This window comes from Rhodococcus sp. OAS809, assembly GCF_040546695.1.
Classification (GTDB): domain Bacteria; phylum Actinomycetota; class Actinomycetes; order Mycobacteriales; family Mycobacteriaceae; genus Rhodococcus_F; species Rhodococcus_F qingshengii.
Genome location: NZ_JBEPOI010000002.1, coordinates 2344891 through 2363516, shown reverse-complemented (window position 1 = coordinate 2363516; position 18626 = coordinate 2344891). Strand labels below are relative to the sequence as shown.

The 18626-nt window shown below is 62.7% G+C and carries 21 protein-coding genes; 6 read left to right on the top strand and 15 right to left on the bottom strand.

All coding sequences use genetic code 11. From position 1 onward, the window contains the following. The first annotated feature begins 25 nt into the window (after positions 1–25). Complete coding sequence (locus tag ABIE52_RS14005; protein WP_054781530.1) at positions 26–1018, top strand: iron-siderophore ABC transporter substrate-binding protein; 993 nt, start codon at positions 26–28, stop codon at positions 1016–1018. On the opposite strand, the gene ABIE52_RS14000 is transcribed toward ABIE52_RS14005, so the two are convergent. After that, a complete protein-coding gene (locus tag ABIE52_RS14000; RefSeq protein WP_007735410.1) occupies positions 994–1443 on the bottom strand; it encodes a winged helix-turn-helix transcriptional regulator in 450 nt (149 codons plus the stop codon). The two genes, ABIE52_RS14005 and ABIE52_RS14000, sit on opposite strands and share 25 nt — an antisense overlap. 118 nt (positions 1444–1561) lie before the next feature. Here ABIE52_RS14000 and ABIE52_RS13995 point away from each other — a divergent pair, with 118 nt between their 5' ends. Next, positions 1562–2413, top strand: a complete 852-nt coding sequence (locus ABIE52_RS13995) for an SDR family oxidoreductase (RefSeq protein ID WP_116057047.1) — start codon at positions 1562–1564, stop codon at positions 2411–2413. Positions 2414–2465: 52 nt separating this feature from the next. Here the strand turns inward: ABIE52_RS13995 and ABIE52_RS13990 are convergent, their stop codons facing one another. After that, complete coding sequence (locus ABIE52_RS13990; protein WP_003941517.1) at positions 2466–4067, bottom strand: MFS transporter; 1602 nt, start codon at positions 4065–4067, stop codon at positions 2466–2468. A gap of 68 nt (positions 4068–4135) precedes the next feature. Between ABIE52_RS13990 and ABIE52_RS13985 the strand changes: the two genes are divergently transcribed. Then, positions 4136–4711 (top strand): TetR family transcriptional regulator, encoded by a 576-nt coding sequence (locus tag ABIE52_RS13985; RefSeq protein ID WP_003941498.1) that lies wholly within the window; start codon positions 4136–4138, stop codon positions 4709–4711. 3 nt (positions 4712–4714) lie between these two features. Here ABIE52_RS13985 and atzF read toward each other — a convergent pair whose 3' ends face one another. From atzF to ABIE52_RS13955, 6 genes are all read right to left on the bottom strand, one after another. Next, on the bottom strand, positions 4715–6424 hold the full coding sequence (gene atzF, locus ABIE52_RS13980) for an allophanate hydrolase (protein WP_192712088.1): 1710 nt from the start codon (positions 6422–6424) through the stop codon (positions 4715–4717). 17 nt (positions 6425–6441) lie between these two features. Continuing rightward, positions 6442–7143, bottom strand: coding sequence for a GntR family transcriptional regulator (locus tag ABIE52_RS13975; protein WP_019744458.1), 702 nt, complete (start codon positions 7141–7143; stop codon positions 6442–6444). 76 nt (positions 7144–7219) lie between these two features. Next, the gene (locus tag ABIE52_RS13970) at positions 7220–7753 is read right to left on the bottom strand and encodes a carboxymuconolactone decarboxylase family protein (protein WP_192712089.1); all 534 of its coding nucleotides are present in this window, start codon (positions 7751–7753) and stop codon (positions 7220–7222) included. Beyond that, the gene (locus tag ABIE52_RS13965; protein ID WP_192712090.1) at positions 7750–8556 is read right to left on the bottom strand and encodes an SDR family NAD(P)-dependent oxidoreductase; all 807 of its coding nucleotides are present in this window, start codon (positions 8554–8556) and stop codon (positions 7750–7752) included. Before ABIE52_RS13965 ends, ABIE52_RS13970 begins: the two co-directional genes overlap by 4 nt. A 96-nt stretch (positions 8557–8652) precedes the next feature. Continuing rightward, positions 8653–9873, bottom strand: coding sequence for an MFS transporter (locus tag ABIE52_RS13960; protein WP_118606412.1), 1221 nt, complete (start codon positions 9871–9873; stop codon positions 8653–8655). 9 nt (positions 9874–9882) lie between these two features. Then, positions 9883–10872 (bottom strand): LLM class flavin-dependent oxidoreductase, encoded by a 990-nt coding sequence (locus ABIE52_RS13955; RefSeq protein WP_039973481.1) that lies wholly within the window; start codon positions 10870–10872, stop codon positions 9883–9885. Positions 10873–11099: 227 nt separating this feature from the next. On the opposite strand from ABIE52_RS13955, the gene ABIE52_RS13950 reads away from it, so the two are divergent. From ABIE52_RS13950 to ABIE52_RS13940, 3 genes are read left to right on the top strand one after another with little or no spacing between them, the layout of a single operon-like run. Beyond that, positions 11100–11729 carry a SipW-dependent-type signal peptide-containing protein gene (locus ABIE52_RS13950; RefSeq protein WP_192712091.1) on the top strand — a complete coding sequence of 210 codons (630 nt, stop codon included), beginning with the start codon at positions 11100–11102 and terminating at the stop codon, positions 11727–11729. Between the two features lie 7 nt (positions 11730–11736). Then, positions 11737–12354, top strand: coding sequence for a hypothetical protein (locus ABIE52_RS13945; protein WP_354541494.1), 618 nt, complete (start codon positions 11737–11739; stop codon positions 12352–12354). Positions 12355–12364: 10 nt separating this feature from the next. Further along, positions 12365–12973 (top strand): signal peptidase I, encoded by a 609-nt coding sequence (locus ABIE52_RS13940; RefSeq protein ID WP_192712092.1) that lies wholly within the window; start codon positions 12365–12367, stop codon positions 12971–12973. A gap of 352 nt (positions 12974–13325) precedes the next feature. Here the strand turns inward: ABIE52_RS13940 and ABIE52_RS13935 are convergent, their stop codons facing one another. From ABIE52_RS13935 to urtB, 7 genes are all read right to left on the bottom strand, one after another. Then, positions 13326–13547 (bottom strand): hypothetical protein, encoded by a 222-nt coding sequence (locus ABIE52_RS13935; protein WP_042923314.1) that lies wholly within the window; start codon positions 13545–13547, stop codon positions 13326–13328. A gap of 114 nt (positions 13548–13661) precedes the next feature. Then, a complete protein-coding gene (locus ABIE52_RS13930) occupies positions 13662–14192 on the bottom strand; it encodes a hypothetical protein (protein WP_162114614.1) in 531 nt (176 codons plus the stop codon). A gap of 190 nt (positions 14193–14382) precedes the next feature. Continuing rightward, a complete protein-coding gene (locus tag ABIE52_RS13925) occupies positions 14383–15072 on the bottom strand; it encodes a GntR family transcriptional regulator (RefSeq protein WP_042923309.1) in 690 nt (229 codons plus the stop codon). 1 nt (position 15073) lies between these two features. Next, on the bottom strand, positions 15074–15766 hold the full coding sequence (gene urtE, locus ABIE52_RS13920) for an urea ABC transporter ATP-binding subunit UrtE (protein WP_003941544.1): 693 nt from the start codon (positions 15764–15766) through the stop codon (positions 15074–15076). Between the two features lie 3 nt (positions 15767–15769). Next, complete coding sequence (gene urtD, locus ABIE52_RS13915) at positions 15770–16606, bottom strand: urea ABC transporter ATP-binding protein UrtD (protein ID WP_162114616.1); 837 nt, start codon at positions 16604–16606, stop codon at positions 15770–15772. Next, on the bottom strand, positions 16603–17709 hold the full coding sequence (gene urtC / locus ABIE52_RS13910; protein ID WP_007735392.1) for an urea ABC transporter permease subunit UrtC: 1107 nt from the start codon (positions 17707–17709) through the stop codon (positions 16603–16605). Before urtC ends, urtD begins: the two co-directional genes overlap by 4 nt. Then, positions 17706–18590, bottom strand: a complete 885-nt coding sequence (gene urtB / locus ABIE52_RS13905; protein ID WP_003941514.1) for an urea ABC transporter permease subunit UrtB — start codon at positions 18588–18590, stop codon at positions 17706–17708. Before urtB ends, urtC begins: the two co-directional genes overlap by 4 nt. Positions 18591–18626: the final 36 nt, after the last annotated feature.

Below are 18626 nucleotides of genomic sequence, written 5' to 3'. Positions count from 1 at the left end.
CCATTCGGCTTTCGAAGGACCACTCATGAAAACTCGTTCCGTACTGCTCGCGGCTTGCGTCGCGCTGACGCTCTCCGCCTGTGGAACCTCAGGTGACTCCGGATCGGACGCCGAAGCTTCGGGTGCCGCCGAGGTGGGGGCGTTCCCCGTGACCGTCGACCACGCCTACGGTTCGACGACGATCGACGCGGAGCCTATGCGCATCGTGACCATCGGATGGAGTGGCCAGGATGCGGTGATCGCACTGAACAAGGTTCCGGTCGCCATGGAGAGCTTCTCCGGCGCCGGCATCGAGAACAACATCCTGCCCTGGGACGCTTCGCGTCTGAACGGTGCCAAGCCTGTTCTCATGACGACCAATCCCGATATCCCGTTCGAGCAGATCCTCGGGCTCGATCCCGACGTGATCCTCGCCGTGTACTCCGGCATCGACGAGGGCGAGTACAAGCGTCTCAGTGACATCGCGCCGACCGTCGCGTTCCCCGACCAGCCGTGGGATACGGCGTGGGACAAGCAGATGAGCATGATCGGTGCAGCGCTCGGACAGCCGGAGCAGGCTCAGACGCTGATCGACGAGACCGGGGCGTACTTCGAGAAGCAGGCCGCTGATCACCCACAGTTCCAGGGCAAAACCGCAACGTATGCAATGCGCACCGACGAGGGCCTGATCGTCTTCTGCGGCACCGACCCGCGGATCCGTCTTCTCGGCCAGCTCGGGGTGAAGACCTCGCCCGGTGTCGACGCAGTGTGCACTTCCGGCGACAGTTCGGTGTCCGTGGGCATGGAATCCATCGACACACTCGACGCCGACGTCTTCATTCTCGTCGACGCCGACGGCACCAACCTGGACAAGCTGATGTCCTTCGGTCCGTTCGCGAACATGACCTCGGTGTCGAACGGCCGTCTGGTTCGTCTGGTCGGAATGGACTACGCGATGGCTACGTCCGCTCCGACGGTGCTGAGCGTTCCCTACGCATTCGACGAGTTCATCGCTCAGCTCTCGGACAAGTTGAGCTGATTCCGGGCGTCGTACGACGCTTGTGACGCAACGATTTTCGGCACCTGCGATTCGAGTAGTTCGATCAGGGCCGTGATCTTTGCGGCGACGTCGGCGCCGAGTTCGGTCAGGCTGTATTCCACTTTGGGCGGGATGGTTTCGAGTACCTCACGGTGCACGAGGCCATCCCGCTCGAGTGTTTGCAGGGTCTGCGAGAGCATGCGCTCGCTGACTCCGTCGACGCGTCGGCGCAGGGCACTGAACCGGTACGGACCCTCGTTCAGTGCTGCCAGTGCGAGTGCGCCCCAGCGTCCGGTTGCATTCTGCAATGCCGCCCGAGAGTTGCACCCGCGAGCGAAGACGTCAGCCTCGAGGGTTGGGTCCACGACGTCGGCATTCGGATCAGGAGTCTGGGCAGCACGTGAAGGTGAGTCGGTGCTGGTCATGAACCCAGGCTACTACTGCACGATCTGATAGCGCTAACTCGCCGTGTTGCACTTACGAAAAATAAGTGAATGATGGTTGCAGAACGCATTTACGCTTCAACCTGGATCGGGAGTTCGCATGAGCATTGCAGTCACCGGCGCAACCGGAAACCTCGGACAACTGGTAGTCGAGTCGTTGATCGAGCGGGGAGCCGCCGCGTCCGACATCGTCGCCATGGTCCGCAATCCACAGAAGGCGGAAAGCCTCGCCGCCCGCGGAGTAGTTGTACGCCAAGCGGACTACGCCGATGCCTCGGCGTTGGAAACCGCATTGGCGGGCGTCGACAAGCTGGTTCTGATCTCGGGAAGTGAAGTGGGGTCACGGCTCGCGCAACACACCAACATCATCGACGCGGCGAAGGCTGCCGGGGTCGGATTCATCGCCTACACGAGCATCTTGAATGCTCAGGACACGCCGATGAAGCTTGCTGCCGAGCACAAAGCGACCGAGGACGTGCTCACTCGGAGCGGTATTCCGTTCGCGCTGTTGCGCAACGGTTGGTACTGGGAGAACTTCACCAACGACCTGGCCGGTGTGATCGAACGCGGCGCACTGGTCGGTGCGGGAGCGGAAGGCAAGATCGCGGCTGCGGCGCGTGCGGATTACGCCGACGCCGCAGCAGTAGTCGCGACCACCGATGGCCACGAAGGCGCAGTGTACGAGTTGGGCGGTGACGAGAGGCTCACCTACGCCGAATTGGCCGCAAAGATCAGCGAATTCGCGGGCAAGCCCGTCGCGTACCAGTTCGTGGACGAGCAGGCATACGAAGGCATTCTCGAGAGCGTCGGACTGCCTGCACCGGTTGCGCAGATCCTCGCCGATTCCGATGCTGCAATTGCCAAGGGGGCGTTGGACACCGAGTCGGGTGACCTGCAGAAGTTGATCGGCCGCAGCAGCACTCCGGTGGCTGAGGTGTTGAAGAAGGCCTGACCTGCTGTGCGCCTTTATTAACCGCGGGCGGCTAATAAAGGCGCATAGGGGGTTACCCCATGTGGACTGCACCCTCGGCGGGCAGATCACCCTTCTTGGCGCGGACCAGAACCAGCACTACCGGTGCGATGATCGCCAACAGGATTGCCGCCCAACCGAATGCGGCCGAGTATCCGGATACCTCGGCGCCGAAGAAGTAGTCCGTCATCGAGGCGACGAAGTCCTGCACCGGCTGGGGGAGTAGCGCCAATTGGTCACCAGTCGGGATGGTCGCGTTCGACATGTCGACAGGTATGCCTTCCGGCGGGATCGGCGCCGCGTTGTCGGCGGTGAAGGCCGACTTTGCCGAAGCGTAGATCGTGGTGAACAGTGCGGTTCCGAGTGCGCCGCCGATCTGCAGGGTGGCGTTGACCAGGGCACTGGCAGCGCCGGCGTCGTGGTCGGGGACACCGATCAGTGCGAGGTTCTGCATCGGCACCATCAGCAGACCGAGTCCGAAGCCGAAGATGGCGAGGCCGGGGAACACGTGCGTCCAGTAGGAGCTGTGTACCTCGATCTGGGTCAGCATGAGCAGTCCTACGGCTGCCACCAGCGGGCCGGCGACCATGAGCGGCTTGGGGCCGATCTTGGTGGACAACTGCGCTGCGATGGTCGACGCCAAGACGATGAAGAATGCCATCGGCAGCGATCCGACGCCGGCCATGACCGGGCTGAATCCGAGCACGATCTGCAGGTAGAACGTCAGGTACAACGTGCCGCCGAGCAGGGCGGCGCCCACCAGCATGGAGCCGATCAGAGCAGCGCCGCGATCGCGATGCCACGGAACGCTCAGCGGTAGAAGCGGATTCTTGCTGCGGCTCTCGACGACCACGAAGATCGCGAGGAAGACCAGACCCAGTGCGATGAACAGCAAAGTGTCCGCCTGACCCCAGCCGTGCTCGGCGCGTGTGAATCCGTAGACCAGTGAGCCGAGCCCCAGGGCGATTAGGACAGCGCCGGGAAGGTCGTAGCTCGTGTCGCCGTGCGCTTTGGTTTCCTTGACGATCGGGACGGCCGCAGCGATGGCGATCAGCGCGATCGGGATGTTGACGAGCAGGCACCAGCGCCAGTCGACGTACTGCGTCAGCACTCCACCGAGGAGAAGGCCGATAGCAGCGCCACCGCCGGAGATCGCGCCGTAGACGGCAAAAGCCTTGGCGCGCTCCTTCTCTCCGATGAAGGTGGTGGTGAGCATCGACAGCGCGGCGGGCGCGAGCAGTGCTGCGAAGACGCCCTGGCCGGCGCGGGCGATGAACAGTTCGATACCGCTCTGCGCGATGCCGCCGATGCCGGAGGCAACCGCGAAGCCCGCCATGCCGACGATGAAGGAGCGCTTGCGGCCCCAGTAGTCGGCGATACGTCCGCCGAGGAGCAGCAGCGCACCGAACGCCAAGGCGTACGACGTGACCACCCACGCGCGGTCAAGGTCGCTTATGCCCAGTTCCTCCTGGGCTGCCGGTAGGGCGATGGAGACGATGGTGCCGTCGAGCACCACCATGAGTTGAGCGAACGCGACGATGCAGAGCACCAGCCAGCGACGTTGATGATTCGGATTCTCGGAGACAGCCGGGATCGGTGGCAGAGTGCCGCCGTCGACGTGGGACGTGGTGGTCATTGGAAAAAGGTATTCCAGCCTTCTCGGGTGAGTCAAACGAAATAGTTCGTTCGGTTACCATCATCACTATGGCTCCCACTGACGTGACCGCGACGAAACAGCGAATCCTCGACGCTGCGCAAGAAGAATTCGGCACCTACGGGCTTGCCGGTGCGCGCATCGATCGGATTGCGAAGAACGGAAACGCCAGTAAGGAGCGCCTCTACGCCTATTTCGGTGACAAGGTCGCGTTGTTCCACGCGGTGCTCGACGTCGACTTCGAGCAGGCGATGGAATCCGTCGAGTTCACCGGTGAAGACATGCCCGCGCATGCCGTCGAACTGTTCGACGCAATGCTCGGCAAACCACAGATTCAACGGATGATGATCTGGGGTCAATTGCAGGGTGAGGCACCACGGATGAAGAAGCTGGCCGAGGAACATTCCAGCTGGGTTCCGCGAATGGCCACGATCCGCAAGGCTCAAGAAGACGGCCTCATCTCGAAGCACTGGGACCCCCAGGACCTGATCACGATGCTGTTCGGCCTCGTGTTCGGCTGGGTGGTGGCCCCCGGTGTGGCCGACAACCAGAACGTCGACGCCGACGAGATCGCGCGCCGCCGTGAAGTGGTGCGCGAGGCCGTCACTCGAATCTGCAAGCCGTGACTGTCAGCGAGAGAGGTACGCGGCCCAACCGCCGTAGTCGGTGATGTCAGCTGCGCCGTTTACGGCGTCATGAGTGCAGCTGAAACCGACTGTCGTTCTGCCGTCGGATAACTCGACGCTCGTGAGCGCCATCGGTGCAGGCAAGGCGGCGAGGAACGTTCCCAGCCCGGCCGGTGAGATTCGGAAGATCTCGCCGACGACCGGTGCGCCGAGTCCAGGGCCAAGGCGTACCAGGCCGGGCTTCGGTGGCGTCGTGTCGAGAGCGAAGAGCCGGTAGGCATCCGAGGTCGTGACGGTTTCGACGTACCGCGCGCCGAGGTCGACCAACTGTGTGTTGAGGGGTTGCCCGCGCAGGTGAGCGCCGAATACTGCGAGGTCGATTCCGGTATCGACGAGGGTGGGTGAAGGCACACCGCCGAGTCGCGCAGCGAGGTCGATGGCGATCTGGTCGTCGAAAGCGGGTACGACGAACATGACGCCGAACGGGTGATCTTCGGCAGTGCGGTGTCCGGGCGCCGCGACGGCCGCCATGTCGAGCAGGTTGCAGAAGTTGGTGAAAGTTCCCATCCGGCGGTTGATTCCGAACGGATCCTCGGTCACGGCGGCAATCGTCGGGTGTTCGGTGGTGGTGGGAAGCAGTAGGGCGTCGAACCCGGCGAGGAGTTCCCGGGTGGCAGCCTTGGCGCGGGTGAGAGCATCGAGATCGTCGACTAGCTGGTATCCGGTGGGGTGCTTCGCACCGAGCACGATGTCGGACACCGCGGGATCTGCTCCGGCAGGACGAGTTTCGAGGAACTCGCCGGCAGCGGCGTACCGCTGCGCCACCACGGCGCCGTCGTAGAGCAATCGGGCCGCGTCGAGCAGTCCGGATATGTCGACGGTCTCGGTCTCGGCGCCGCCGGCTACCAGAGCTGTCACAGTGTCCTGAAATGCTGCTGTATACGACGGGCTCAGTTGAGCGAGATCCTCGATTCGGGGGACGGCGACGCGGGGATTCGGCGCCGCCGCGAGACGAACGTCGGAAGGCCAGACGCGGCTGCGGGGATCCCGAGGTTCGTGGCCGATCATGATTGCCGCTGCCGCGGTTGCCGATTCGAGGTCGTCGGCAAATACCGTCAGAGCGTCGTAGTCCACGCAGGCGGGCACTACTCCGTGGGCGGGGATGACGCCGAGCGAGAGCTTGAGTCCGTAGATCCCGTGGAACGCTGCCGGCACCCGGCCCGAACCGGCAGTGTCGGTGCCGATTCCGATGTCTGCAATTCCCAGCGCGACAGCGACGGCGGATCCGGAGCTACTACCGCCCGAGATCAACTCTTCGTCCCAGGCGCAGCGAACGGCTCCGTACGGACTGCGCGTTCCGACCAGTCCGGTGGCGAACTGGTCCAGATTGGTCTTCCCCAGAACAACAGCCCCGTGCTCGATCAACCGCGCAACGGCACTGGCGGTTTCGTCCGGCGAATACGCGAATTCGGGGCACGCCGCTGTGGTCGGCAGACCGGCGACGTCGACGTTGTCCTTGACGGCGACCAGACGCCCAGCCAGAGGAAGATGCTCGCCCGCGGCGATTCTGGCTTCGACCGAAGCGGCATCGGCAAGCACATCTTCCTTGCGGCGCAACGTGATCCAGACTTCGGGGCGATCTACTTCCTCGATCCGCTGGAATGCCTGCTCGACCCGGGCTGTCGGGGTGAAAACTTCTGCTGCGATGGTCATGGTGTGTACTGCTCCGATCAGTCCGTGATGTTGGCGAGTGAGAGCGCGGTGATCGCGCGGGTCACCCGGTCGAGGACGACGTCGAGAGACTCGCCGATGTGCTGGTGCAAAAGCGTGCGGGCCTCGGGCAGATTGCCGGCACGTAGTTCTTCGAGGATTCGAATGTGCTCCGCGATCGAGGTGTCGATGCGGCCGTTGACCATGAAGTCGTACATCCGAACGTGCCGGATACGGGAATTCACCGACAGCAGCGACGCGACCAGTTCATTGTTTCCCGACGCCCTCAGTACGGCGACGTGGAATTCCTCGTCCAGTTCGACGAACCCCGGTTCCTGAGCGGGCGGATCGAGAGCCAGGGCACGCCACCGCACCAATTCGTCGTCGAGGATTGTTCGGTCGTGCCGGATCGTCGGATCTGCGATCGCCCGGGTAATTCCTTGTAGTTCCAGCGTGATTCGGAGTTCATACAGATCTCGGATCCGCGGGATACTCGGGCGCACGGCGGAGAACCCGTACTCTTCCCGGCGCAGGAGTCCATCGGCGCACAGCATCGTCAACGCTTCCCGTACTGGTGTGCGAGAAATGCCGAAACGCGTGGAGAGTTTCGGTTCCGTCAGGCGCTGATCGAACCCGATAGTCCCGTTGACCAGTTCGGTGCGTAGTTCCCGGTAGACCACCTCACGCAGTGGCTCCGGCGCCGTATTCATCCCTGTCGACATACCTGTATACGCTATTGATCAGGTGTTTCGTCCAGATGTCTTCGGGTTAGAGCTGAGTTACGGCCGCCGCGGAACTTCAGGAGAAGTCGCGCTGAACCCGCAAGGTTCCGATCGTGGTGGCCAGGCCGTCGTACTGAGTGACCAACAAGGTGAATTCGATCAACCGACGATCGTCGAGATGCTGCGAGAGCGTTCCCCACGTGTCGTCGGTGACGTCCTTGGTGGTGACCAACTCGTCGACCGCAGTCAAGATCGCACGGTGACGCGGACTCAACTCGGAAGCGCCAGGGCCCTCGATGATTCGGGACAGTTCTTCTGCGTCGATTCCGGCTTTGCGGCCGAGCCTGATGTGGTGATCCATCTCGTAACCGCAGTCCCGCAGGTGCGCGACCCGCAGGATGATCAGTTCGGTGTCGTGGCGAGAGATCTTGCCGCCGGGCATGAGTGAGCCGGAGTAGTGCAGCCAACCGCGGAAGAGTCCGCCCGTGCGGCCCAAGGTGCTGAACAGATGCGCGTCGGGTGCTCCGGCAGCCTTCGACAGGACACGCCAGATTCCCCAGTTGATCGGACCGAGGTCTTTGAATCGGCCGGGCGGGATGCGGGGGTTCATGCGACTCCACGGATGTGAGAGGGACGGAGGTCGATAGCTCGTTGCGCGATGTGGCGAACCGCGGCGCTGCGGCGGGGCGCGTGTACGCGTGACTTCCGGCCGACGATACCGCGCTCGAACGCGTCGACGGCGTCAGCGACGGTCGTGGTGCCGACGCTGGCGAGGGTTCCGCGTGCTCCGTCGAACGACAGTGCGGTGGTATCGGTGTCGATGTCGCCGATGTACGCGACGCCCACCTTGGTGCCGAGGTGTTTCATTTCCAAGCGCAACGCGTCGCCCAACGCTTCGACGCCGGCGCGCGAAGCACCGAACGGTCCGCGAAACGGATGCTTGGCGGCGCCGTGAGCCGAGGCGACCACCAGGGCGTAACCGTTTTCGTGACTGATGTGGGGACCCGCTGCGCGCAGGGTGTAGTACGTGCCCATGAGGTTGACTTCGACGGCGCGGCGCATGTCCGCAGGGTCGCCGCCGAGGATCGACGAGTTCGCCTCGACGCCGGCATTGGCGACGACGACGTCGATGCCTCCCAGCTTCTCAGCGATGTAGTCGACGCCGCGAGATACCTGCTCGGGGTCGGCGACATCGCACAACTGCCAGGGTGCGCGGCCGCAGGAAGTGGCGACTTGTTCGAGAAGTTCCGGCTCGAGGCCGAGCAGTCCCACGGACGCACCACGGTCGTACAGGCGTCTGGCCAGCGAAGAACCGATATTGCGGGCAGCGCCGGTGATCAGGATGCGCCGACCCGTCAGGTCGTCCGCACTACTCTTGGCCGATTCGGCCTTGCCCGCCTCGCTCTTGCCCATTGCTGTGTCCCTACGCAGTGACCTTCTGGTCCTCCGACGCTAACACCGCCGGGTAGCTGCGACTGCAAGTACCGCCAACTCCGTCCGAATGGACGCTCAGACCGATGCGACCTCGAGACGCGGATGTGACGCGGAAGCCTGGGTCGACCGCAATCGACGGAATCGGACCACGGCAACGACGGCGGCAACAGCGGCGAGGATCACCAACGGCAGCGACGGACCCATCGTGGGTTCGATGACAACCAGTAGCACCGGCAGTCCGAATCCGAGATAGGTGCCGACGTAGAAGATCCCGGTCAGGGCGCCCCGCGAGGCCGGGGGAGCCAGCGACTCGAGGTCGAGCAGTCCCTCACGCAGACACAGTCCGTAGGCCGTACCGAGGACGAGCGCGCAGACGATGAACAACCCGAGCGCGGGGTGTGCGCCGCCGACGGCGACCAGGCAGTATCCGAGCGCCGCCAGTGCGGCGCCGACCGTGCCGGCCTGAGGACCCCAATTGCGATGGCGCGCAGCGGTTTGAACCAGGATTCCAGCACCCAGAGTCAGCGCCGCCGCGAAACCCGGAAGGAGAGGACCTGAGTAGCGGTCCCCGAGCCTGGCCGTCATGGTCACGAAAGACACTGTTGCGCTGGCGAACACCCATGGCGCCAACGGAAGTGCCCAGAGCAGCGCATTTGCGACGGAGCGCTCCGCGCCGTCTGGCGCATTTGCGACGGAGCGCTCCGCGCCGTCTGGGACGGGTGTGATGGTCGCGGCTTCTACGGAAACAGGTGTACGACTCCACACAGCTGCCGCGGTAACCGAACCCACCGACAAGAAGGCCGAGACGACAAAGGGCGTAGCGAGTGGGAAGGCGGCAAATTGTGCCAACAGACCCGAAAACAGTGGTCCCAGTGCAAAACCCGAGGTGAGTACTACGCCCGCCATCACGGTTCCGGACTTGCCGCGAAGGTCAGCCGCCCACGCGGTGCCGGCGCCGATTGCCAGACCGGCACCGATACCGACAACGAGGCGCCCGACCATGAGCCCGGGCGCGTCGTGCCAGAGAAGAAGAATCAAGGTTCCGAGCGAGGCTATGAGCGCTCCGGGCAGGACGACTACAGCTCGGCCGACGCGATCCGACAGTGCTCCACCGGTTAACAGGCCGGGTAGGAGTCCGAGCGCGTAGATACCGAAAACACCGTCGAGCACGGTATGCGAAAGACCCTCGTCCACCCGGAGAACCGGGATGAGCGAAGCAAAGTGGTTGGCGGCCCAACCCGTCGAAAGTAGAACTGCCAGTACCGAGATGAACCCGCGACGGGATGGATCGCCCATACCGGCAGCTTAGGCGGGTACCAGATCGCTCACGTCGGCGAGGAGTTCGAACGTGCGCAACCAAGCCTCGCGGTTGGTGCCGGTCGACACCGTGATCAGCTCGTCGGCCTGTGCATGCTCGGTGAACTCGTCGAGGTAGGCGCGGACCTCCGTGGGCGTGCCGATGGCGCTGTACTTGGTCATCTGCAGAACCTGCTGACCCGCGGGGGAGTCGAGCAGCATGTCCGCTTCGTCGTCCGTGAACTTGCGTCCGCGTCCGAGAAGAAGGCTGACGCGCGAACGCTTGGCCGCGAGGAAGTCCTGCTGAGCCTGCTCATGGGTGTCGGCGGCGATGACGTTGACGCCCGCGATGACGTACGGCTCCGCCAACTGCTCCGACGGCTTGAACTCGCGTCGATAGATCGCGACGGCGTCGCGCAGGGCGTTGGGGGCGAAGTGCGAGGCAAATGCATACGGCAGGCCGAGCATCGCGGCGAGCTTGGCTCCGAACAGTGACGATCCGAGAATGTAGAGCGGAACGTGAGTGCCCTTACCGGGAACGGCATTGATTCCGGGGACGCGCGAAGTGTCGCCGAGGTAGCCCTGAAGCTCGAGTACGTCCTGCGGGAAGCTGTCCGAAGAACTCGGGTCGCGTCGCAAAGCCTGCATGGTCTTCTGATCACTACCGGGCGCGCGACCGAGACCGAGATCGATGCGACCCGGGTGCAGAGTCTCGAGGGTGCCGAACTGCTCGGCGATCGTCAGCGGCGCGTGGTTGGGCAGCATGATTCCACCGGCGCCGAGGCGGATTTTGCTGGTGTGCGCGGCGACGTGGCTGATCAGAACGCTGGTGGCCGAAGACGCGATGGAACCCATGTTGTGGTGCTCGGCATACCAGATTCGCTTGTAACCCCACTCCTCGGCACGCTGCGCCAAGGTCACGCTGGCGTCGAAGCTGTCTTTGGCGGTTTCGTTGTCGCCGATGTGGGCGAGATCGAGGATGGAAAGTGGGACGGCCATGAATGTGGTGCCTTTCTCAGCGAATAGAACGCAAACGTCGTTGGAAGGTGCAACCATCTGGCCGGCTTTCCTATTTCCGCCTGGTCAGCGCCCACGGATGGTGGCGAGGCGGACAAGGCGTGAAGTTCTTGTCTCGATTTCGGTCATTTCGGATATTTCGGATGAAATTGGGGGCTAGATTTCCCGAATCGGAGGTTCTTTCGCATTCCAAGTGAATCGAGACCAGCATGGCCACTGATCGGAAGGCTGTAAACAAGCGCAAAGTACGTGCATTACTTGCCGGAGGACTTGTCCTCGGTATCGGCGCCGCTGTCACCTTAGCGGCGTGGACAGACAACGTTTTCGGCGACGCGCAGTTCAAGACGGGAAGTTGGAATCTCCAGGGCAGCTTCGACGGACTGACGACCTGGGGTGAGTATCAAGTGGACGCTTCCGCCGGCCACTTCCAATTCAGCACGGGATTCGACGCACTCTCACCCGGAACGACGGTATACGCGCCGGTAGCGCTTCGGATCGGTCCCACGGCCAGCACTTCCGGCGCGACGGTACAACTACTCGGTGCAACGGGCGGTGATACCGACCTCAAACCCGCCCTGCGGTACTCGGTGTATCGAGGTGTCCCCTCCACGACCTGCACGGCAGCGGGAATTGGAGCAGGAACAGCATGGGTAGGCACGACAGCCAGTCCGGTGGCCTTGACGGCAGGTTCGGGTTCGGACGTCACCTTGCTAGGCACGGGCGTGCCGGTCGAACTGTGCTTCGCGGTCACGCTGCCTGCCGGAGTCGACCCTTCGATCGTGTCGGGCAAGGACACCGGGCGCTTGCTCTGGCAGTTCACCGGCCAGTCCACCCCCTGACGCCTGCGTGGTCACACGGCGAATGCGTCAGGTGTACGCACTGGCGGCCTCGGGACTCGTCCTGGGTATCGGTGCAACCACCGTGGCTGCCAGTTGGGTGGACAGCACGATGGGCGATGCATCGTTTCGCACCGGAACATTCGGAATCGAGTCGAACGTCGGCGGTGGATGGTCGTCGCATTCATCCAGTGCCCCTGGCGTTTTCACGTACACGCCCTCGGCGCTCCTGATTCGCCCCGGTGCGTTCTCGTACGGCCCGATATCTCTTCGAACAGTGCCGGTCTCGCCGGCAGCATCCGTCACTCTGCAGGCGGCCACGGTTGCCGGCGACTCCACTCTGGCGTCGGCGCTGCGGTATCGGGTGGTCAAGTCGACGACCTGTGATGCGTCAGCCTTCGCCACGGGAACACCACAATTCGTGGCGGGAAGTGCGACGGTGTTTCCGTCGCTCTCAACTGGTTCCGCAGTCGGGGCCATCGCGCTACCCACCGGTGGAGCGTCCCCGGGCGCCGCGGTGGCGCTGTGCTTCGAGATTTCGCTGCCCGCAACCTCGGCTAATTGGAGCAACTCGGCGCTGACCGGTAAAACGGCAACTCCCACTTGGCAGTTCAGTGCAACACCCTGAAGGAGCTGCAATGCCAACACATGCCCGGGCAACACATGCCCGGACGAAGAAGCGTTCGATCCCCACGATCATCGGGGACTGCATCCTTCAGGTTCTCGCTGCCGGTGGGGTTGTTTGTATCGCTTTGGTGATCTGTGCCTTCGTTTTCGACATCACACTGATCTTGTTCAAGACCGGATCGATGTCGCCGACCATTCCGACCGGATCTCTGGCAGTTGTGCGGGAAGTACCGGCAGATTCCGTCGAGGTGGGCGACGTCGTCACCGTCGATCGGGGAGTGTCCGAACTGCCGGTGACCCACCGGGTCGTCTCCGCTCGTACCCAGGACAACGGCATCACGATTCTCGATCTCAAGGGTGATGCCAACACTTCGGCTGATCCCGCGGTATACGAGGTCACCACGGTCCGAAAGGTGCTCTGGCACGTTCCGGGATTGGCGCGGGTGATCGTCTACTTCTCGAATCCTCTTGTTCTGGGGGCGATCACGCTGACCATGGCCGCTTTGGTGGTCGCGGTATTCTGGCCGCGCAATACCGATGACGACGATGATGCCGACTCGGCCGACCCGAAAACCGAACCCATCCAGGTTCTTCTACCGCCAGACGGCGGTAGACAATGAAGCGTCGCCACCTGTTTTCAGTCATCGTATTGGCAGTTGCGGTTGTTTTGGGCTCTGGTTTCTCGTCTCACCCACTCCTCGGAGAGACAGAAGCGGCGTGGACAGACTCCGAGTACGTTACCGGCCCGATTTCCACCGGTTCATGGACGACGAGTGGGTACGGCAGAGGCGCCGGCGGGCTCGGGTTGTCCAGTGGCGGAATCGTGATAGATCTTTTCGGCAGTTCGATGTTCGAAGGTGTCTCACAACAGAACACGATTGGAAAGGACCTGGACACAACCAATCTGGTGGTTGCAAAGCTACTGGGCGTCAACTCGTTGTCCCGGACCGGATCGATCTCGTCGTGCGCTGCCTACTCGGTCGGGCAGCCAGCGAGCGGCCGCTGCCAGTCGGCAATTGTTTCGGATACCGATGCGACGTCGACACTCACCTCGATGACCGTGACAGTGAACTTGCTGTCTCTACTGGGGGTTGATCTGGTCAGTGCGCCGATAGTCACTGTGGCATCGCCGATTACGGCAGGGGCTGCGTGCGATACCTCGAACAGGGCATCGGTATCGGCGAGTAGCCCCACGAATCAGGTGACGGTGGGATCTCGCGTCCTCACGATTCCACAGCCTGCCGAGAACGCATCGGTGACGGTAACAGGGGCGGACGCCACTGTGAACGCCGCTGGCTTGGCGACGATTCAATACACGAACATCAAGCTCGTGAGCACGCGAACGTCCACGGCAACAACGGCGCAATCGACGCTGAGCGTGAGTCTTTCGATGGCAGCTTTTGCGATTCTGGGGGCGCAGATACTGGGCACCACAAACGTGACATTCAATCTTGTAACGGCCCAATGCGGAATTGGCAGCGCGACATACCCGGTCACGCCGCTGAGCCTCCCAACCGGATTTGCTGCGCGTGCGGTCAGCCCGACGTCTACTTCGGTGAGCGAACCCCCGTCATCGACGACTTCTTCGACCACGGCAGCTGAGACCACGGCAGCTGAGACCACGGCAGCTGAGAACACGGCAGGGATGACGACCACCGCGTCTGTGCCGACACCGACAGCAACCCCGACATCGACAGCAACCCCGACAACGACAGCAACCCCGACAACGACAGCCGCACCAACTACGAGCACACCGGCTCCGGCGGATCCAATCGGGACAGCGATCCACGAACCCGCCGATTCGAGTATCTCCGCCTTCACCACGGATGACGGACTCACCTGCGACGTTGCGCCTGATGCGGACTACACGAGCGAAGTTGCAGTCGAATGCTCGGACGGCACAACGGGTACGGTCCCCGGTTCTGTACTCGGCCCGCAGCCAACCGTAGCGGGGGAGTATCTGCTGGTCCCCCTGACGAGAGACCACGTCACCGAAGTCGTCACCCTGAAGTCAGCGACACGACGCTGATCAGTTACGCACGGCATTGGCCATGGCGGCCAACGAGAGGGCCTGACGAGCACGGTCGAGGACAACCGCACGAGAGATGTCGATGTGCGACACCAGTGCCTCGTGCGCTTGCGGAATCTTGCCGTCCAGAACCAGCTCGACGACGGCGATATGTTCCTCCACGGTGGCCTTCATACGGTCGGGAGTCAGGTAGTCGAACATCCGCACGGGGCGCAGCTTCGAGTTGACGGCCTGCAAGGCGTCGACCAACGCATGGTTTCCGGACGAGGCGAGGAGCGCGATGTGGAACTCCTCGTCGAGCGTCACGAAACCGGCGTCCGGTACCGGCATCTGTTTGAGAAATGCGTACCACTTGTCGAGTTCGGAACCGAGCGCGTCTCGATCATGAGCGGGGGCCTCACCGTCGAGTACCCGCCGAAGTCCGTGTACCTCGAGGAGTATGCGCAGCTCGTAGAGGCCACCCAACTCGTCGAGGTGCGGTCGGTACGGAAAGAGGCCGTGTTCGTCGCGCTCGACCAGCCCGTCGGATTCCAACTTCGCGAGCGCTTCGCGCACCGGTGTTCGCGAGACACCGTAGAGATGAGCCAACCGTTCTTCGCCGAGTCGTTCGGATGGCGCGATCTGACCCGACATCAGATCGTTTCGGATCGACCGGTAAACCTGTTCGCGCAGCGGCGGCCGCACACTCATGTCAGATTGCCATCGCTCGACGAACCGCCTCGGTGGACGTGGTGCCGCCCTCACCGGTCGAGGTCACATGTCCGGCCGCGAGAATGCTGTAATGCTGAGCAGATTGGAGCGCGAAACCGATGTGCTGCTCGACGAGGAGGACACCGAGATCGCCGCGCTCGGTGAGTTCCATGACTGTTCTTTCGATTTCGGCGACCACGTTGGGCTGAATGCCCTCGGTCGGTTCGTCGAGGATGAGGATCTTGGGCTCGGTGATCAGGGCGCGAGCGATGGCAAGCTGTTGTCGCTGCCCACCGGAGAGAAGTCCCGCGCGACGGTCGAGGAGCGTGGTGAGTGCGGGAAACAGATCCAATGCCTCTGCGATGAGTGCCTTTCCGCGTTTGCGCCCGTCGGCGACCACCCGAAGATTCTCGGCAGTTGTCAGTTGTCCGAACGACTGCTGACCCTGCGGTACGTAGGCAAGTCCGCGAGCGACGCGGGCGCTCGGCCGTAGACCGGTGATGTCCTCACCGTTCAGAAGTACCTTTCCCCGTGTGGGTTTGATCAGTCCGACGGCGGCGCGTAGCAAGGTGGTTTTACCCGCACCATTGTGACCCATGACTGCCGCAACCCCGTCGCTGGGAACCAGCAAGGAAACGCCGTGGATCACTTCGGTACGTCCGTAGCCGGCGCGGATGTCGACGAGTTCGAGCATGATTCAGTCCTCCGGGGTCGGTTCGGTGTCGGCGCCGAGATCGGTTCCGGCAGCGGCTGTGCCGAGGTAGACCTCTTGCACCTTGGGGTCGGCTTGGACCTCCGCCACAGTTCCTTCGGCGAGTACTTTCCCAGCGGCGAGCACTGTGACGGACGTGGCGAAGGATCGCATGAAGTCCATGTCGTGCTCGACTACGACGACGGTTCGCGCACCGCCGATGCGCCGCAGAAGGTTCCCGGTCTCCTCGCGCTCCTCGAGGCTCATGCCTGCGACGGGCTCGTCGAGCAGGAGCACGGAACAGTTCTGTACCAACAACATTCCGATTTCGAGCCACTGCTTCTGTCCGTGCGCCAGAATGCCTGCGGCGGTGTCCCTGAGGTGCTCCAACCCGGTTGTCTCCAGCGCCTCTTCGATCTCGGGAAGCACACCTTTGCGTTTTCTGAGCAGGTTCCACGGTGATCGGCCGGCTCCGGCCGCGATGTCGAGATTCTGCAGCACCGAGAGCTCTTCGAAGACGCTTGCCGTCTGGAAGGTTCGCCCGACGCCGAGGCGGGCGATCTTGTGAACCTTCTTGCCGAGCAGTTGCTCGCCGGACTTCGTGATGGAACCCGTCGCGGGAACGAGTCCGGTGATGGCGTCGACCAACGTTGTCTTTCCAGCCCCGTTCGGGCCGATGAGAAACCTCAGGTCGCCCTGCATGAGGGTCAAGTCGACGCCGTCGACGGCCTTGAAACCGTCGAAGCTGACCGAAAGATTTCGTACTTCGAGGTACTCGGACGACATTCCGGCGTTGCCACCCAGTGCCGGTTTGGGTTCGCTGGTGGCGGTTGTGTTGGTCATGACGACACCTCCACTGGTTCGGGTTGGGAGACCTTGACCGGCGGGTCGGCCGGGGTCTCACGCTTCTTGCGGTGGCGCATCAGGGCGAACAATCCGGCCACACCTGCCGGGAAGAACCCGACCACGACGATGAACATCAACCCTTGTGCGTAGATCCATCCCGAAGGGAGTTTCTCCGAGAATGTCGACTGCGCCCACGCGACGCCGATCGCACCGAGTACCGGACCGAGAAGCGTTGCGCGGCCGCCGATCGCGACCCCGATGAGGAAAGCGATGGACGGGACGATCCCGACGTCGGCGGGGGAGATGATGCCCACGATCGGAACGAACAGCGCGCCGGCGATACCGGCGAGGAATGCCGCGGTCACGTAGGCGACCAGTTTGATGTTCGCGGGATCGTATCCGAGGAAACGTACTCGCTCCTCTTGATCACGGACGGCGACGAGGAGTTCGCCGTATCGGGAGTTCATCAGCTGGCGAATGAGAGCGACCGATGCGAGAAGAACTCCGGCAGCGATGAAGAACAACATCTGCTTGTTCGCCGGATCGTTGAGATTGAAACCGAAGAACGTACGAAAACGGTTGAGGCCGTTGCTGCCACCGATCGACTGCTGGCCGATCAAGAGGATCGCGAAAGCCGCGGCGAGTGCCTGCGAGAGGATCGCGAAGTACGCGCCCTTGACTCTCCGCTTGAACACACCGAGTCCGAGGAGAAAGGCAACAGCGGCCGGCAGGAAAAGGATGGCGAAGATCGCCACGAATGGCGAGGCGAACGGTTGCCAGTATCCCGGCAGTTCGGTCTTGCCGGCGATGGACATGAAGTCCGGGACCGCGTCACCCTTGAGTTCGGCATCGGCGATCTTGAGGTGCATCGCCATCACGTATGCGCCGATCCCGAAGAACACCCCCTGGCCGAGCGTGAGCATTCCGCCTCTGCCCCAAGCCAAACCGATACCGACAGCGACTATGGCGAAGCACAGGAATTTGGCCAACAGTGACAGCCTGAAGTCCGAGAGCACAGCCGGAGCGACGGCGAACAGCACGATGGCGGCGAGTGCAAAACCGCCCCACACCCGAATTCGGGAATTGTTCAGGATGCTCATACGAGGCTCCTCGTCTTGACTGCGAACAGGCCCTGCGGCCGAACTTGAAGGAAGACGACGATGATGACGAACACGATCACCTTCGCGATCGACGCTGTCGTCGAGTACTCGATGAACGAGTTCAAGATGCCGAGGGCGAAGGCTGCGATCACGGCTCCCTTCATCTGACCGAGACCGCCGACGACAACAACCAGGAAGGCGTCGATCAGATAGGACTGGCCGATGGTCGGGCTGGTGGAACCGATGAGCGTCAACGCGACACCCGCGACGCCGGCGAGCCCGGAACCGAGGAAGAAGGTCGTGATGTCCGTACGACGAGAGGAGATTCCGCTCGTCTCGGCCAGATCGCGATTCTGGACGACGGCCCGGATGCGTCTACCCATCGACGACTGCTTCAGTGCGACCGAAAGTGCGATCACCGCTGCGATCGCCAACACCAGAATGAAGATGCGGGTTTTCGGCACCACGGCGCCGAAAATATCGACCCCGCCCGAAAGCCAGCTCGGCGCCGAAACATTGACTGCCGGCGCGCCGAAGATGTCGCGCGCCAACTGCTGAAGGATCAATCCGACGCCGAATGTCACCAACAGGGTGTCGAGGGGTCGGTGGTACATCCGCGATACCAGGACCACTTCGAGCACAACACCCATCAGTCCGCCGACGACGAAACCGACGAGCAGAGAAATGATCAACGATCCCGTTGCATTCGAGATCACCTGCTGCACTACGTATGCGGTGTACGAGCCGGCCATGATGAACTCGCCGTGTGCCATGTTGATGACACCCATCTGCCCGAACGTGAGAGACAACCCCAACGCTGCCAACAGGAGAATCGATCCGATACTCAAACCCGTGAACAACTGCCCGATCACAACATCCATGACAGACGCTCCACCTCTCTACTCGTCGATTCCGTC

Bases quoted from the DNA above. Each gene is read 5' to 3' on its own strand.
- ABIE52_RS14005 (WP_054781530.1), top strand. From the start codon at position 26: ATGAAAACTCGTTCCGTACTGCTCGCGGCTTGCGTCGCGCTGACGCTC.
- ABIE52_RS14000 (WP_007735410.1), bottom strand. From the start codon at position 1,443: ATGACCAGCACCGACTCACCTTCACGTGCTGCCCAGACTCCTGATCCG.
- ABIE52_RS13995 (WP_116057047.1), top strand. From the start codon at position 1,562: ATGAGCATTGCAGTCACCGGCGCAACCGGAAACCTCGGACAACTGGTA.
- ABIE52_RS13990 (WP_003941517.1), bottom strand. From the start codon at position 4,067: ATGACCACCACGTCCCACGTCGACGGCGGCACTCTGCCACCGATCCCG.
- ABIE52_RS13985 (WP_003941498.1), top strand. From the start codon at position 4,136: ATGGCTCCCACTGACGTGACCGCGACGAAACAGCGAATCCTCGACGCT.
- atzF (WP_192712088.1), bottom strand. From the start codon at position 6,424: ATGACCATCGCAGCAGAAGTTTTCACCCCGACAGCCCGGGTCGAGCAG.
- ABIE52_RS13975 (WP_019744458.1), bottom strand. From the start codon at position 7,143: ATGTCGACAGGGATGAATACGGCGCCGGAGCCACTGCGTGAGGTGGTC.
- ABIE52_RS13970 (WP_192712089.1), bottom strand. From the start codon at position 7,753: ATGAACCCCCGCATCCCGCCCGGCCGATTCAAAGACCTCGGTCCGATC.
- ABIE52_RS13965 (WP_192712090.1), bottom strand. From the start codon at position 8,556: ATGGGCAAGAGCGAGGCGGGCAAGGCCGAATCGGCCAAGAGTAGTGCG.
- ABIE52_RS13960 (WP_118606412.1), bottom strand. From the start codon at position 9,873: ATGGGCGATCCATCCCGTCGCGGGTTCATCTCGGTACTGGCAGTTCTA.
- ABIE52_RS13955 (WP_039973481.1), bottom strand. From the start codon at position 10,872: ATGGCCGTCCCACTTTCCATCCTCGATCTCGCCCACATCGGCGACAAC.
- ABIE52_RS13950 (WP_192712091.1), top strand. From the start codon at position 11,100: ATGGCCACTGATCGGAAGGCTGTAAACAAGCGCAAAGTACGTGCATTA.
- ABIE52_RS13940 (WP_192712092.1), top strand. From the start codon at position 12,365: ATGCCAACACATGCCCGGGCAACACATGCCCGGACGAAGAAGCGTTCG.
- ABIE52_RS13925 (WP_042923309.1), bottom strand. From the start codon at position 15,072: ATGAGTGTGCGGCCGCCGCTGCGCGAACAGGTTTACCGGTCGATCCGA.
- urtE (WP_003941544.1), bottom strand. From the start codon at position 15,766: ATGCTCGAACTCGTCGACATCCGCGCCGGCTACGGACGTACCGAAGTG.
- urtD (WP_162114616.1), bottom strand. From the start codon at position 16,606: ATGACCAACACAACCGCCACCAGCGAACCCAAACCGGCACTGGGTGGC.
- urtC (WP_007735392.1), bottom strand. From the start codon at position 17,709: ATGAGCATCCTGAACAATTCCCGAATTCGGGTGTGGGGCGGTTTTGCA.
- urtB (WP_003941514.1), bottom strand. From the start codon at position 18,590: ATGGATGTTGTGATCGGGCAGTTGTTCACGGGTTTGAGTATCGGATCG.